The organism is Anaerolineae bacterium (assembly GCA_016931895.1).
In the GTDB taxonomy this organism is placed as follows: domain Bacteria; phylum Chloroflexota; class Anaerolineae; order 4572-78; family J111; genus JAFGNV01.
The window spans coordinates 19,514-34,261 of the sequence record JAFGDY010000045.1 but is presented as its reverse complement, the minus strand read 5'-3'; the positions used below and the strand labels follow the sequence as shown (position 1 = coordinate 34,261).

Here is a 14,748-nt window from a genome sequence, read left to right as displayed (position 1 = left end):
TTCTTGGTGATTTTAGCGGTGGGGGTACACCCGGCTCCATCCCGAACCCGGCAGTTAAGCCCACCAGCGCCGATGGTACTTGAGGGGCGACCCTCCGGGAGAGTAGGTCATTGCCAAGAGGGCTTTTTTTATTTTCTGCAACCTAACCCAACTAAACCGAAACTAAAAAGAGTATGCTTCCAGAAATTGTTACTCAATTAAAAAGAAACTCACTGGTTAGGCCCTATTGATATATTGTTGACCCTGTGTTACAATAAAGTTGCAGTAAATCTAATCCTCCTTGTTTATGGATTGTTACCCCATTGAACCGCCATTTTTTAATAAGAACCTACGTTTTGATAACTTCCATCTTCAGCGGTAAGATAGCTGAATTTTCTGACTGCATTTGAGGATGTTGGTTAAGCCCGATCCTAAGCGAGTTACCTGATGAATTTAGCTGTTGTAATTATGGCCGTCGGTATAGATGACCAGATGAAATCTAAAACTCCCGCCAGCTTCCACCCAATTCTGGGAAAACCGATGTTGGGTTATGTATTAGAGACAGTAAAAGCTTTAAACCCGGTGGAGACCGTGGTTATTGTAGGGCCTGAAGTTAATGACCGGATACAGGCTGAATTTGGCGATGAGACCTCTTTTGTTATTCAGTCACCGCAGTCGGACCGCAGGCATGCGGTTCAGCAGGCCCGTGCTTTGCTGGAAAGAAAAGCTGATGCTATATTGACGACTTATGGAAATATGCCGTTACTATCTCCCCAAACCTTACAAGACCTGGTTGCGGTTTACCAGAGAACGCAAGGCCCATTAGCCATGTTGGTGGTAGAGCGGGAACATTCTTTTGGCTTGGGCCGGGTGGTGCGAGACGAGCAGGGAGCTGTGCAAGCAGTTGTTGAAAAGATTGATTGCACGCCAGAGCAGCGGGCCGTTTGTGAGCTAAATACGGGTATTTATGTTGTTGAGGCTGAGTGGCTGTGGCATCATTTGGGAAAAGTGACCCCGGGGGACAAAGAAAACAATTATTTAACTAACTTAATTGGGATTGCGGTTGAGCAAGGCAAAACAGTTCAAACCGAACTCATAGCAGATCCAGCGGAAGTGCTGGGTATTAACAATCGTGCCCACCTGGCCCATGTTGAAGCTATCTTGCGCCAGCGGGTCAACCAAAAGCTGATGGAATCCGGGGTGACCATGCTTGATCCGGCGACCACTTATATTGAGTTGGGCGTAACCATAGGCCCAGACACGGTTATTTATCCCAACACTTTTCTGATGGGTCAAACCACCATTGGGCGTGATTGTATCATTGGCCCTAATAGTTATATTGAGGCCTCCACCATCGGTGATCATTGTCAGATTCGGTTTTCGGTGGTTGAGCAGGCAGTGATGGAAAATAACGTGGATATTGGCCCGTTTGGCCATCTGCGAAAGGGGTCCCACCTGGCCGAAGGAGTCCACATGGGTAATTTTGGCGAGGTCAAAAATTCGTACCTGGGCCCAGGCACCAAGATGGGCCATTTTAGTTATTTAGGCGATGCCGCCATTGGCACGGATGTCAACATTGGGGCCGGAACCATTACGTGCAACTATGATGGAGTCAATAAACACCAAACAAACATTGGTGATGGAGCGTTCATTGGCAGCGATACGATGTTGGTGGCCCCGGTCAATATTGGAAAAAACGCCAAAACGGGCGCCGGTTCCGTAGTCAAGAAAGATGTACCTGATGGCGCAGTGGCCTATGGCGTCCCGGCCCGCTTGAAAGATATCAATACAGCGTCAGAATAGTGATAAATTTCTAGTTTGTTTTATCTTGGAGTACTTGGTTGGACCCTGACAGTACGGCGTCTATAATTGTTCTTTTGATTTTGCTGGCGTTGCACGCTTTTTTTGCCGCGGCAAAAGAGGCTATCGTTTCTACTCGCAAGTGGCGGCGGTTACAATTACTTGAAGAAGGTCGGCGGGGGGCCGAGTTGGTTGATGATCTGGCCGAGGATGCTTCTCGTTTGTTGGCCACCGAGCAACTTGCCCTCAAATTTATCGGTTTTTCCATTATCGCTTTTGCGGTTTTGGTTTACACCACCCCTTTAGCCCGGGCTATCTCTATCAGTAACCTCATTGCCGCGGCTATCATTGTTGTGGTGGCGGCTTTAACTACTCTTATTCTGGGTGAACTTATTCCCCGGGATATTGCCCGTAACTATGCTGAAACCATAGCCCTGTGGACAATTCACCCCATTTACCTATTATCCCGGCTGGCCACTCCCCTGGCCCGGCTTGTGACCAAGGTTAGCTGGATGCTGACCGGCCGTTCCGGTGAAGGAGAGAGCGAGGGGTTGGGGATTATCACCGAAGAGGATTTACGCACTTACGTGGATGCCAGCGAAGAAGGCGGAGCATTGAAAGAAGATGAAAAGGAGATGATCTATTCTATCTTCAACCTGGATGATACCCTGGCCCGCGAGATTATGGTACCGCGCATTGACGTGGTGGCGATTGAGGCGGGAACGTCGGTGCGTCAGGCCCTTGATATTATCGTGGCGGCCGGCCACTCACGGGTGCCGGTTTACAGAGAGAGCATTGATAATATTGAGGGCATCCTCTATGCCAAAGATTTGCTGGCTCACTGGCGCGATGGCGTTGCGCCGGATGAGGTACAATGTTTGGTGCGTGATGCTTACTATGTGCCCGAAACTAAACCGGTCAGCGACCTTTTGCGCGAGTTGCAGCGGGAAAAAGTGCATATTGCCATTGTGGTTGACGAATATGGCGGGATGGCCGGCTTGGTAACCATTGAGGATATTTTGGAAGAAATTGTGGGTGAAATTCAGGACGAGTACGACAGCGAAGAGTTCTTCATGGAGCGTATTTCCGATAGCGAGTATATTTTTAACGCCCGTGCGGATTTGGACGACATCAACAATATTATGTCTATTGACCTGCCCACCGACGAGAGCGATACCCTGGGCGGGCTGGTTTATTCAGTGCTTGGTCGCGTGCCTGAAGTGGGCGATTTTGTGGAGGTGGGCGAGAGTCGTTTAACGGTGTTGGCGGTGGAGGGACGCCGCATTGGCCGGGTGAAAATTCAACAGTTACAGGATAACGCAGGGAATGGTCAGAAGGGCAAGACCAGAGCGGCTGATGAAAAAAGCGCATCCAGGTTGATGAGTAACCCGCGTAAAACGGTTTCAGACTCCCCGTAAAATTGTTGCAGGTTTGAATATTTAGCGGCTGCTAACCTGATAATTATGACCGACTCGGCTAAAACTCCTCTCAATGTTCAATGGGGTCATTTGATCGAAGAAGCACTTAAGGCCCGCGAATACGCCTATGTCCCTTACTCGCACTACAAAGTAGGCGCGGCTTTGTTGACTGCCGATGGCAAAATCTACCCGGGCTGCAATGTGGAAAATGCCGCCTACGGCCCCTCGATGTGCGCCGAGCGGGTAGCTGTGTTTAAGGCCGTGTCTGAGGGACATAAAGATTTTGCGGCCATCGCCGTGGTTACGATAAACGGTGGTATGCCCTGCGGCGTGTGTCGCCAGGTACTGCGCGAGTTTGCCCCCAACCTGACCGTAATTATCGGCGACATTGAAGGTAATTACAAAGTATTTACTTTTTCCGATTTACTGCCCCACAGTTTTGGGCCGGAGAATTTGTCGGCTTGATTATGACGGTATTTAATCCTTCTCCCAATAAAACTTGATCCCGGCCCGGCCTACATTTTCGTGGTACTCCACAGTTATATCGTGGTAGCCCGCGCCCACCTGGGCAAAGTAACCGCTCACCAGGCCGCCGTCCTCTTGATACTCGTCAACCAGCAGCCAGCCATCCAGGTAAATTTTTACCCGGTCTCTATCGGCTATTTGGGCAAAAAATTTGTAATCCCCGCCCTCAAAAAAGAACGTTTTACGCCAGCGGACAGAAAAGCTATTGCCCTCAATGCCGGGGGCGGGCGAGCCTTCACCCCAATCAAAATCAATGGTTTCATCGCTGCGAATCAAAAAGGCCGGGTCTTGCAGGTCGGCATTATCATAGTATTCCCCGCGCCATTCGGCGGCGATAAAGCGGGTTTTTTCGGCCCACACTTTTATATTGGCATGGCCGCCGGATTCAAAATACTCCACCGTAATAACGTGGTAGCCCGGCTCAATGTCGGCAAAGTCGCCGGAATAGGGGACGGGCAGAAAAGTATGCCAGGCGTCAATCACCAGCCAGCCGTCCACGTACAGGCGGATGCCGTCATCAACTTCGGCAAAAAAGCGATAATCGCCGCCTTCAATAAAGTCAAACAGGCGCGTCCAGCGCGCCGAAAAATTATCGGCCGGGAGGCCGGGGGCCGGGCTGTCCAAAATCCAGTTGAAATTAAGGTCCGGGTCTTCGCGGATCAAAACCGGCTCACCCAACAGGCTGGCGTTATCGTAATATTCGCCGCGCCAGGCATTGGCCGGCAGGGTGGGCGTGGGCGCGGGGGTAACGGCCGGAAAGGTTGCTTTGGGGGAGGGTAGCGCGCCGGGGGGCGCCGGAAGGGGCGTTGGAGGGGTGACGCCCCCGGCCATGGGCAGGCGGGTGAGGTCATTTTGACAGGCAACAGCGTTAGCCTGGAGCCAGCCAATTTCTTTTTGTCTGGTTTCTACCAGTAGCCATTCACCGCCGGGAGCGCACTTAAAAGCGGACACTGCTTCGTTTGTTGATAGTGTTTTGATCAGGCGGTAGCCCGGGCCGGGGCCTTCTCGGAGAGGCAATGTGTTTACGTTCACCGTGCAGGGAATACTGACCGCGGTGGGCGTTGCCGAAGCGGTAGGCAGGGTTAAGAGATCGTTTTGGCTGCTGAAGGATGATTTGGTGGGTGTGGAAGGGGAGGACATTGTTGGGGCGTCGTGGAGCGCAGCGGGCCGGGTGGCAGTTGAAGTGCTTTGAGGGGACAGGGACGGCGTGATTGGCGCAGAAGTGACAACCGGGCCGGGATTAGACGGCGGCGTGGCCAGACAGGCTGGCGTGAGCAGCCCCCACCAGATAATCAGGGAGACCCCAGACCAGGTTTTAATTTTAAACAATGGCATTGATCAAGACGACCTCATCATTTTTAGCTGGCGATATTATACCTGGCCTGGGGGTGTTTTGAGAAAACTCACCTATGGCCCGGTATTTTGCGGCAGCAGGTTGTTGGTAAACGCCTGTTCCACATCTATCGGTTTTTCCATAGCCTGGTATTCCACCAGCATGTCTTGCAGGGCCTGCCACTGTTCAATAGTCTGCCAGCCAAGGCCGTGGGCCTCGGTAACAGGGGAGACGGCGTCGGCCAGTTCTGTATCAAGCATGTAGCGCATGTGGGCAGGGTCGGCCTGCTCGCCGGCGTATTTTAACACAATCTCCACCGCTTCGTCGGGGTGTTGGCGGGCATACTCAATGCCCGCCAGAGCAGCCCGCAGGAACCGGGCCATGCGGTCCGGGTCTTGCTCAATAATGGCGGGCGTGGTGACGTAGGTTAAACCCAGGTTGGGGATGCCGTAATCGGCGGCTTCCCACATGGTCAGGCCATAACCCCACTGCTGAATGAGGTAGGGTTCGTTTGATTTGAATACCGGATAAACGTCAACCAAGCCCTCGGTCAGGGCGCGGGGATCAAAGCCAACGTTGACCAGGTTCACTTTAGCCTGATCCACGCCGGCCGCGGCCATCAGGGCAAAGAGGTCGGGAGGGGGCGAACCTTTGTACCCCACGTTTTTGCCAACCCAATCCCGGGGCGACTTAACTCCGGAATCGGCCAGCGCCACAAACGCCTGCTGTCCCTGCTGGCCGATCAAGGCAATGGACACCAGCGGCAGGCCGGGGTCGGCGCGGCGTTTGAGTAGGATGGCGGCATCTTGGGTGGTCACATCCACTTTGCCAACGGCCAGGAGTTGCAGGTGTTCGCCGCCGCCGGCGGAGTGTTGAATGGTTACTTGCAACTTTTCGTCGGCAAAAAAGCCTTTTTCCTGGGCCACATAAACGCCCACAAAAGGCAAATTGGCCTGCGGTTTATACCCGGCCATAAAGGTGAGAGATTTTTGAGGCTGGTCAACTGCTTTCGGCGCAAGTTGGCAGCCGGCGAGCAGGAAAAATAAGAGTAGAAAATGGAGTTTGTGTTTCATTGTGATCAGAAGCCTCCTATATAGCAAACGACGAACGACGGATGACGAACGACTTATTTTTTTGCCGGTCGTTCGTCGGCGGTCGTTGGTCAAAAGGATAAAGTTGATTTTTTGCGCTCTGCGCGCCGGCCCGCTATTTCTGCCAAAATAGGAACCGTTTTTCCAATAAGATAATGCCTTGATAGAGCGTAATGCTGATGAGGGTGAGCACAAACACGGCGGCAAAGAGGGCGGGCATGTTCAGGTTAGCGTAGGCCAGCCACATTTCGCGGCCCAGGCCGCTGGAGGCACCCATCCACTCGGCCACTACGGCCCCAATCAGGGCCAGCGGGCCAACCACTTTGAGGGCGGCAAAAAGATAGGGTTGGGCCATTGGCCAGCGCAGATGAATAAATATCTCCCAGGGATTCGCGTCCCAGGATCGCACCAGGTCCAGCATGGCTTTGTCTACGGCCCGGAAGCCGCTGAGGGCGTTGATCAAGACCGGGAAAAAGGTCAACAAGGCCGTAACCACAATTTTAGGGGCCGGGCCGTAACCAAGCCAGATGGTCAAAATAGGCGCAATAGCAATCAGGGGAGTGGCTTTGATGAGAATGGCCAGCGAAAGAACGCCCTGTTCCAATTTAGCCCAAAAATTCAACAGCAGGGCCAGAGCCAGCCCAATGCTGCTGCCCAACACCAGCCCGGCCAGGGCCTCGGCCAGGGTAACGCCGCCGGCCAGCAGCAGCGGGCCGGGATTTTCCAACAATTTTTGCAAAATGTCCGACGGCGCGGGCAGGAGATAGACCGGCGTATTGTTGAGCCGCAGGGCCACCTCCCAGCCCAGCAGCGCCAAAGCCACAATCAACCCGGCAATAGTGCGGTCGGTGAGGGTTAACCGTTGCGCGTTGAATGTAATCCGTGACAAGTGACACATAACACGCGAGGCATAATATATAAGCCGGGTTACTTTGTTACCTTCTACTTTGCTATCTGCCACTTGCTGCCTACTCCTTACGCTTCATTGCTTGCGCCCATCACCTGCCGCGCTTGCCGCACAATAGCCTGAAACTCCGGGCCGGTGTCGTCGCGGGGACGGGGCAAGTTGACGGTGATGACGCCGCGAATGTGGCCGGGCCGGGCTGAGAGGATGACGACCCGGTTGGATAGGCGAACGGCTTCGGGTAAATGATGTGTTACCCAAAAAACGGTGGGCCGGAATTGGCGCCAGATGGCCAGCAGCTCATCGGCCAGGGTTTCGCGGGTCAGTTCATCAAGGGCGGCAAACGGTTCGTCCATGAGCCAGAGTGAGGCGCCAATGGTGAGCATGCGGGCCAGGGCCACCCGCTGCTGCATGCCGCCGGAGAGGGTGGCCGGGTAAGCGTGGGCAAAGTCCGGCAGGCCAACCAGTTGCAGCAGTTCTTCCGGCGAAGCCGGGGGAGGTTTGGTTTGCCCGTTGACTTGTAAAGGCAGGCGCACATTTTCCAGCACGGTGCGCCAGGGCAGCAGGGCTGATTGTTGGGCCATCCAGCCAATTTGTTTGCGGGCGCGAAGTTTGGCTGGCGGTTGTCCGGCCAATAAAATTTGGCCAGAGGTGGGAGCATGCAGACCCGCCACCAGCCGTAGCAGGGTTGATTTACCGCAGCCGCTTGGCCCCACCAGGCTGACAAACTCGCCGGCCCGGACGTTCAGGTTGATGTTTTGCAGCGCGACCAGGCGGCGGCTCTGCTCCTGAAAAATTTGGCTCACGTGTTGAATTTGAGCGTCAATGGCCGGATACGGCATATTTTTAACCCCCCAGCCCTCGCTGGCCGATGATCTTTTGCGGCGTTATGCGAAAGGCTTGCCACTGCATCTGCTGCATGGCTGTTGGATTGGCGCCCTGGCCTAAATAGCGAGTCACTAAACGTTCTCTCAACCCGGCCACACCTCCGGCCAGCGTATTGTCGGCAACAGGCTGGGCGCTGCCGGTGACCAACACCCGACGCAGCGGCGGCCAGGGTTCGTCAACGGTCAGGGACACCGAGGTGTTTTCACGGAGGTAATGACCCCACGAAGCGTTGGCCGAAGCCGTGACCCAAAAAAATTGGCCGTCCCATTCATACCATAGGGGAACAACGTGCGGCGTGCCGTTTTTGCGGGTACAGGCCAGGCGCGCTCCCCAGGCTTGCTGCAAAAACTGGTTGATTTCATTGGCGTCAAGGGGCCTGGTTGGCCCAACCAGTTCAGGCTGGGTTTGGCCATAGGGTTGGTAAACTGGCGCGCCCAGGCGATACGACAGGCGGCCGGCGGCCAGGCGCAGGGATTGGTTTAGGTCATTGTTGTTTTGCCAACGAAAAGCAGGGATGTTGAGCTGTAGCGCGGCAATGGGTTGATAGCCGTCGGCGCAAACAGGAGAGGCCACTTCGACCATTTCATTATGGTGGGTTTGGGCCATGCCTGTTTGCCGAATCTGGTCCAATGTGTCGGTCAGACCGGAGGTTGAGGGGATAAGCGCGCGCTGAACAGCATCGGTTGGCAGGCCGGCCAATAAAACCAATCCGGCGGCAGTGTCGGCAGCCGGGCGGCGCCGGCCAATTTCCAGCACTACCCGCACCGGCTGCCGGCTTTCTTGTTGGGCAATGATGATGGTGTTGTCACCGTCAAGGCGGGCCAGGGCCAGGGTTTCGGTAAAGGCGCTGAATTCAGGGTCGGTGTGAAAAGTTTCTATTAAAGCGGCCAGCCCGCGGTGTTTGGCGGGCGTGAGGGCGTATAGAGCCGGTCCGGCCCGGTAACGGCCCCGTTCATCGCTTTGTTCAACATAGTGATAGGTTTTGAGGGTATTGAGCAGGGCAAAGAGGCTGCTGCGCGAGATTTGCAGGCTCTCAATCAGTTCACCGGCCAAAAAGCCTTCGGGCGCGGCGGCCAATGTTTCTAACAAGCGTAAGGTCCGCTCGGCGGCGGGGACGTGTTGGGCGTAGGTCGTCATTGTTAGTTTAGTATAGAAAACAGATGTTTATTATAGTGGATAGTAATTGATTGTCAAAAAAGGGAAAGGTAAGCCGCTGGAATGATTTTAAGGAGTCACAGGAAGTCTGACGGGGGTTGACTTTATCATCAGGGGTAAATAGACGGGTGAATGGGACAGAACCAGCAGGTCACCCGATACGTTGCCGGCCCCGTCAATGACTTTTAGCCGAAAGGAGGGATAGGCGTAGCTGGGGGTGGTGGTAAAGGGGATTGGGTATTCGAGCACAATGACTCTATCCAGGGAGAGGTTGGCTGTATCTTGAAAAACCAGACGCAAGGTGATGGGGTCGCCCTGCTGGCCGGCGGCGACTGTGGGGTAATCAAAGTCTACGTGAAATTCCTGGTAGGCGTTGCTGGCTCTAAAGTCTGTGCCGCGCAGGCGGTGCAGCCCAATCAAATTATTGGTTTCATTGTTGATGATTTCCAGACGGGCCACTTCAGCCGGGGTGGTGTGATCGCCAACTTTTAGGTTGAAATAAGCGCGGTATTGCTTGGGCGCCGGAAGGGTTATTTCAGAGCTGAACCAGGTGCCGGGCGGGTTGTCAGAAACGGTAGCCTGCATGGCCAAGCCATTGAGGGCCAGGGAGTCGCTGATTACCCGGCCAACCGGCCAACCGCCTACCTCTTCCCGGGTCAAGTTTTCTCCTTCCCAAACCCAGTCAGATCGCCCCATTGATATGGCGGATACCCCGGCGGTGTCGTCGTTGGCCGTTAGCGTTAACGAGAGTACCGGAGAATCGGTGATGATGGTGGTGCCGGTGAGCGTGGCGGAGGTGGTGAGCAGGCCGGTGGGAGTCACCCGATCCAGCCCAATGACCACCTCTGGGGAGACTGCGCGCCGGCCGGTGGCGTCAACGGCTGCGGCGGTGAGCACCAGGGTTTGGCTCAACAGGGTTTGTTCGGCCCAGGTTGAGACATCGAGCACGTAACCCACGCTTTGGGCCGGGCCAGGCTCGCTGACCAACAGATTGGTCCCGGTTGGAGTGGAGAGATAGAGGTTGGTCTGGGTGATGCTGTTATCCCCATCGCTGGTATTGGCCAAGAGGCGGAGGTTATTGCCGGTGAGATAATGGTTGGACCAGGGGGCCACAATAGCCACATTTGGCGGGGCGGCGAAACCGATGTTCCCTTTTTCCAGGGTGATGTTTGAGTAGTAATGGCGCAAAATAGCCTGGTACGACCAGTTGTGTTGGGCGGCCCAACGCTGCGCCCCCCATTGGCCCATGCCGTAGCCGTGACCGTAGCGCGTTTTGCCAAATGAAACCGGATCGTCTATGGCTTGCAAATAGTTAACGTAGAGGCTGCTTTTGGTGGGGCTGGAATTTTCGGCGCTGTACATGGCGGTGATCATGCTGCCGTAGTAGGCCAGGTATTCGCCGGCTGTATCATTAACCGCCTGGTTGGTAGCGGGGGAGGTAGTGTCGCACATGTATTGATGATTCACCCAGTCGGTAACGTGGTAAGCAGCGGCGGGGTCTTGCAAGTATTTGGCCCAGGCATAGGTTCTGACGGCTACAGCCTGGGCTTTGAGGGTTTCGGCAGGCCAGTAAGAGGGCACTTCGTGCGGCACAACTCGCTGCACATACTCCTCAAAGGGGATGGTGTCAATTTGGCCGACGGGTACAGCACTGCGACAGGTGTTTTCGGCGCGGTGAATAACTCTGATGGCGGCCGGCGGCGTCAATTGGGCAGTAACGCCCAAAGGAAGGGGGATGGGGGGAAGTTGTTCGACCAGGGTAAATTCTTCAACCATCAACTCGGCGGCGGGCACAACTACCACCTGTTCGTTTCTAATAATTGCCAGGCTGCTCCCATCGGCGCTCCAAAGGGGAGAGCGGTCGGTCACGTTGTTTTGGCTGAGGCGGGTGAGAGTATTGTCCGGCAGGTCCAGCCGCCATAGTTCGCCGGCCGAATCGGTTTCGCTGCCCAGAGGGGTGCGGATGAGGGCCAGAGCCTGACCATCGGGCCGCCAGGCGATGTCGCTAAAGATCTCATTTTCACCCTTCAGCCGCAATTGAGCCGGGCCGCCGGTCTCACCCAGCCAGAGTTCTGCTTGAGCCAGTTCACCGACCACAATCGCTTGTTTTTGACCGTCCCGCGAAATGGATATTTGCCCAGCCGGATCACTGGCCGGGGCTGCAGCAGCAGATAAAGAATCAGGATTAAGTTTTTGCAACGCGCCGGTGGTGAGATTAACGCCCCATAAAGCAGGCTGGTTTTGGGCGTCGAGGCGGGTAAAGGTGACAAAGCGGCGGTTCGGGCTGAGGGCAGGCGCAAATCCAACGGCCAAGGGTTGGGGTTTCTGGCCATTGGTGGGCAGCAGCCAGAGGGTTTGTAACTGTTGGGTCGAGGTGTCGGGCAGGATGACCACCTGGCCGGGGGTTGCGCCGATTAAAAACGAGCCGTCGGTTGACCAGGCCAATAGGCGTAATGAGAACAGCGGCTCTTGGGCGGCGGCAGGTTGGGCAATGGAAAAGATAAGGGTCAGGGCCAAGAGTATCCCGGCCAGGCTCCGTAATTTTGAAAAGGGCATGCCCAATTTAATCATCTTAAGGTATAGCATATCAAAAAATAGAACAAGGTTAAATAGACCGTTAGTACAACCAGGAAATAAAAAACGCCTCCTGTTGAGGCATTTTGGGTTTAAGGCAGCGGTAACGATGGTTGGCGGGCAAAGGCTTGGGAAATGGCTTTGAGCGATTCATCGTAGCGGAATTGGATGTGGCGGTGGCCGCCGTCGAATTCCTGGTAGGTATGGGGCAGGTTGAGCGCAGTGAGCCGTTGGCTGAAGAGCCGGGCGCCATAGTGCAGGGCGTATTCGTCGTGGTTTCCGCAATCAAGGTAAATCAGTTTCATCTGGCGCAGGGCGTCAATATAAATTTTTTGCGCCAGCATGCTCAAAGGGTCATGCGCCAGCCAGCGTTGCCACACCTCGGGACGAAGTTGGCCGGTGTAGAATTCAAAGGGCAGATCAAAACCGCAGGGGGAGTCTGGATTGGGGGAGTAGCAGGCCGACATCGCCGCGATTTGGATGATGTCAAAAAAATCAGCCGGTTTGGGGTACATTTTGGGCTGAAAGCCGGCTAAAAAATTACGCAGGGCCGCGGCAGAGTCAATGTTATGGCGGGCAAAGGCATTAAGGGATTTGGGGAAGTCGGGTTTGTAACAATACTCAAAATACATATCGCCGCTGTGGCAGGCCAGGGCGCTGAAACTATCGGGATGGCGCATGGCCTGGATCAGCGCGCCGTAGCCGCCGGAGGATTTACCGGCAATGGCGCGATAACCAGGCTCGGCCTGGGTGCGGTAGTGTTGGTCAATGTATGGTAGTAACTCATTAATCAAATGATCTTCGTAGCGGCCGGTAGCGGGGGAATTGAGGTATTGGCTGCCGCCGTAACGGGTGAAACAATCGGGCATCACCAGGATCATGGGCCAAACCTCTCCGGTAGCGATAAGACGATCCATGCGCTCCTGGATGGTCTCGTCAAAGGCGGAGTCGTTGAGCATAACCGTGCCTCGTCCGGTGAAGCCGGCCAGCAGGTAGACGACCGGATAGCGGGCATTGCCGTCATCGTAGCCGGGGGGCAGATAAACGGGCACACGGCGAAGAGAGGGGTCGCCCAGAGGGTTATGGCGCAGAACGTTGCTGGTGATGGTTTCAATAATGATTTTACTTGAGGTAGGCATCAGTTTTCTCCTGAATTTGAACGTTTAGAGTTTTACTGTTTGATGAATAGCCCAATAATCTGCTTTGTGGTAAGATGCTCGTTGACAAAATTTTGTTGATAGGGTGCTTCATTGGACGTTTGTGTAATTGTGCCAACTTACAATGAAAAGGAAAATATCACCGATTTGGTTGAACAAATTCTGGCGTTGGAAAACCTTAAGGCCAGAGTGATTATTGTTGATGATAACTCGCCGGACGGAACCGGGCAAATTGCGGAGGGGTTGGCGGCACAATATGGACGGGTGGGGGTAATTCACCGAGAGGGAAAGTTGGGCCTGGGCACGGCCTATATTGCGGGGTTCAAACAGGGTTTGGCTGAAGGCGCAGACCGTTTGATCACGATGGATGCCGACTTTTCGCACAGCCCCGCTTACCTGCCGGGTCTGGTGGCGCTGGCCGATCATTTTCACATTACCATTGGTTCGCGTTATATTCCTCAGGGTGGAGTGCGAAATTGGGGTTGGCGGCGCCGGTTTTTGAGCTGGGGAGCCAATGCTTTTGTACGCACAGTGCTGGGCTTGAAGGCGCATGATTGTACAGCCGGTTTTCGTTGTTACCACCGAGAGGTTTTGCTAAATATTGACCTGAACCAGATTTTCTCTAATGGCTACTCGTTTTTGGTGGAAATGTTATTTAGATGCCAGCGGCTAGGCTATACCGTAGGGGAAATTCCCATTATCTTTGCCAACCGAGAGCGGGGAGAGTCAAAAATATCTCAGCGAGAGATTTACAAGGCTATGTATACGGTGTTGCGGTTGTTTGCCAGCCGATTACTGAAACGGAAACGGTTGGCGCAGGTATCGGTATTGCCGCCGGTTTCTGACGAGGTGGGGCGCTTAGAAAATTTGGCTAAAGAAACAACTCCCCCTTCCTTGTAGTCAAGAAAGAAAGTTGCTATAGGTGGGCGATGAGCTGGCAAGCGGTGTGGCATAAATTTGAGGCGTTCCTCTTCCCGCCTATCCCCGACCCTCCTCGGGCCCTCCCATGGTGGCAATATCTCCTTTTTGTAGTGGTTGGCGTTTTGGTTTTTGCCTTGATTGGTTATTTTTTGCCAGCCACGGGCTTGATTGGCTATGATTGGGTTCACTACTTTAGCCTGGGTGAAAAAGTAACTGCTACGGCTTATTATCCGCCGTGGATTGTTTATGTATCCTATCTCACCTGGCCGGGCTTGATTGGTTTCACCTTTACCGGGTTGGCCCTGGCTTTATACCAAAGACGCGCTTCGCGCCTGGTTATGGGGGCTGCGTTTTTTACCCTGCCGGTTTTTTGGGTGATATTTTTGGGACAGGTGGACGGCTTATTGGTGTTGGGATTAACGGGCTTACCATGGTTAGTTCCGCTGGCTACCATCAAACCCCAAGTTACTTATCTGGCCTTTTTTACTCGTAAGCAGGATGTCTTGGCCCTGATAATTTGGTTGGCAATTTCGATAATTATTTGGGGTTTCTGGCCGCTGGATTTGTTTAAAATAGGTGAATTTTCCCGTTTTGTCTCACACGACATCCACTTGTGGCCCTGGTCTTTGCCGTTGGTCATTCTCTTGCTCTGGTTCTCCAGGGGGGATGCGGATATGCTTATGTTAGCCGGAACATTTAGTTTGCCTTATTTGCACCCCTACCACTATATTGTGATAACGCCGGCTCTGGCGCGGGTAGCAAAATGGGTTGCCCTGCTGGCCATAATTGTTTCATGGCTGCCGCTTCTGTCCAATTGGTTCGGTGATTGGGCATGGTATTTGGGGCATTTATTCCCAATTATCTTGTGGCTGGGTCTTTACACTAAAAGGCGGGGGTGGTTAAATGGATATAACGGCCAGGTTATATGACAAAAAGCCCATACGTTAAGCTGGCCCGGCATGGTAGAATGCAGACAAATATTTACAATCCCGGTAACCCGGCA

The 14,748-nt window shown here is 54.1% G+C and carries 12 protein-coding genes and 1 rRNA gene; 6 read left to right on the top strand and 7 right to left on the bottom strand.

Annotated elements, in window-relative coordinates; genetic code table 11:
• Nucleotides 1-2: 2 nt before the first annotated feature.
• From rrf to JW953_04130, 4 genes are all read left to right on the top strand, one after another.
• Nucleotides 3-119, top strand: a 5S ribosomal RNA gene (gene rrf, locus JW953_04145).
• Nucleotides 120-426: 307 nt separating this feature from the next.
• Nucleotides 427-1,782 (top strand): bifunctional UDP-N-acetylglucosamine diphosphorylase/glucosamine-1-phosphate N-acetyltransferase GlmU, encoded by a 1,356-nt coding sequence (glmU, locus tag JW953_04140; GenBank protein ID MBN1991868.1) that lies wholly within the window; start codon nt 427-429, stop codon nt 1,780-1,782.
• Nucleotides 1,783-1,820: 38 nt separating this feature from the next.
• A complete protein-coding gene (locus tag JW953_04135; protein ID MBN1991867.1) occupies nt 1,821-3,197 on the top strand; it encodes an HlyC/CorC family transporter in 1,377 nt (458 codons plus the stop codon).
• Between the two features lie 45 nt (nt 3,198-3,242).
• The gene (locus JW953_04130; protein ID MBN1991866.1) at nt 3,243-3,662 is read left to right on the top strand and encodes a cytidine deaminase; all 420 of its coding nucleotides are present in this window, start codon (nt 3,243-3,245) and stop codon (nt 3,660-3,662) included.
• Between the two features lie 12 nt (nt 3,663-3,674).
• Here JW953_04130 and JW953_04125 read toward each other — a convergent pair whose 3' ends face one another.
• The 7 genes from JW953_04125 to JW953_04095 form a co-directional block, all read right to left on the bottom strand.
• On the bottom strand, nt 3,675-5,057 hold the full coding sequence (locus JW953_04125) for a hypothetical protein (GenBank protein MBN1991865.1): 1,383 nt from the start codon (nt 5,055-5,057) through the stop codon (nt 3,675-3,677).
• Nucleotides 5,058-5,129: 72 nt separating this feature from the next.
• Nucleotides 5,130-6,128 carry an ABC transporter substrate-binding protein gene (locus JW953_04120; protein ID MBN1991864.1) on the bottom strand — a complete coding sequence of 333 codons (999 nt, stop codon included), beginning with the start codon at nt 6,126-6,128 and terminating at the stop codon, nt 5,130-5,132.
• A gap of 133 nt (nt 6,129-6,261) precedes the next feature.
• A complete protein-coding gene (locus JW953_04115) occupies nt 6,262-7,107 on the bottom strand; it encodes an ABC transporter permease (protein MBN1991863.1) in 846 nt (281 codons plus the stop codon).
• A gap of 14 nt (nt 7,108-7,121) precedes the next feature.
• A complete protein-coding gene (locus JW953_04110) occupies nt 7,122-7,892 on the bottom strand; it encodes an ABC transporter ATP-binding protein (protein MBN1991862.1) in 771 nt (256 codons plus the stop codon).
• Nucleotides 7,893-7,896: 4 nt separating this feature from the next.
• A complete protein-coding gene (locus JW953_04105; GenBank protein MBN1991861.1) occupies nt 7,897-9,075 on the bottom strand; it encodes a pyridoxamine 5'-phosphate oxidase family protein in 1,179 nt (392 codons plus the stop codon).
• 87 nt (nt 9,076-9,162) lie between these two features.
• Nucleotides 9,163-11,649 carry a SpoIID/LytB domain-containing protein gene (locus JW953_04100; GenBank protein ID MBN1991860.1) on the bottom strand — a complete coding sequence of 829 codons (2,487 nt, stop codon included), beginning with the start codon at nt 11,647-11,649 and terminating at the stop codon, nt 9,163-9,165.
• A 110-nt stretch (nt 11,650-11,759) separates the two neighbouring features.
• The gene (locus JW953_04095) at nt 11,760-12,806 is read right to left on the bottom strand and encodes an esterase (GenBank protein MBN1991859.1); all 1,047 of its coding nucleotides are present in this window, start codon (nt 12,804-12,806) and stop codon (nt 11,760-11,762) included.
• 111 nt (nt 12,807-12,917) lie between these two features.
• Between JW953_04095 and JW953_04090 the strand changes: the two genes are divergently transcribed.
• Both JW953_04090 and JW953_04085 read left to right on the top strand, forming a co-directional pair.
• Nucleotides 12,918-13,724, top strand: a complete 807-nt coding sequence (locus JW953_04090; GenBank protein MBN1991858.1) for a polyprenol monophosphomannose synthase — start codon at nt 12,918-12,920, stop codon at nt 13,722-13,724.
• A gap of 29 nt (nt 13,725-13,753) precedes the next feature.
• On the top strand, nt 13,754-14,674 hold the full coding sequence (locus JW953_04085) for a hypothetical protein (GenBank protein MBN1991857.1): 921 nt from the start codon (nt 13,754-13,756) through the stop codon (nt 14,672-14,674).
• The last annotated feature ends 74 nt before the right edge of the window (nt 14,675-14,748 follow it).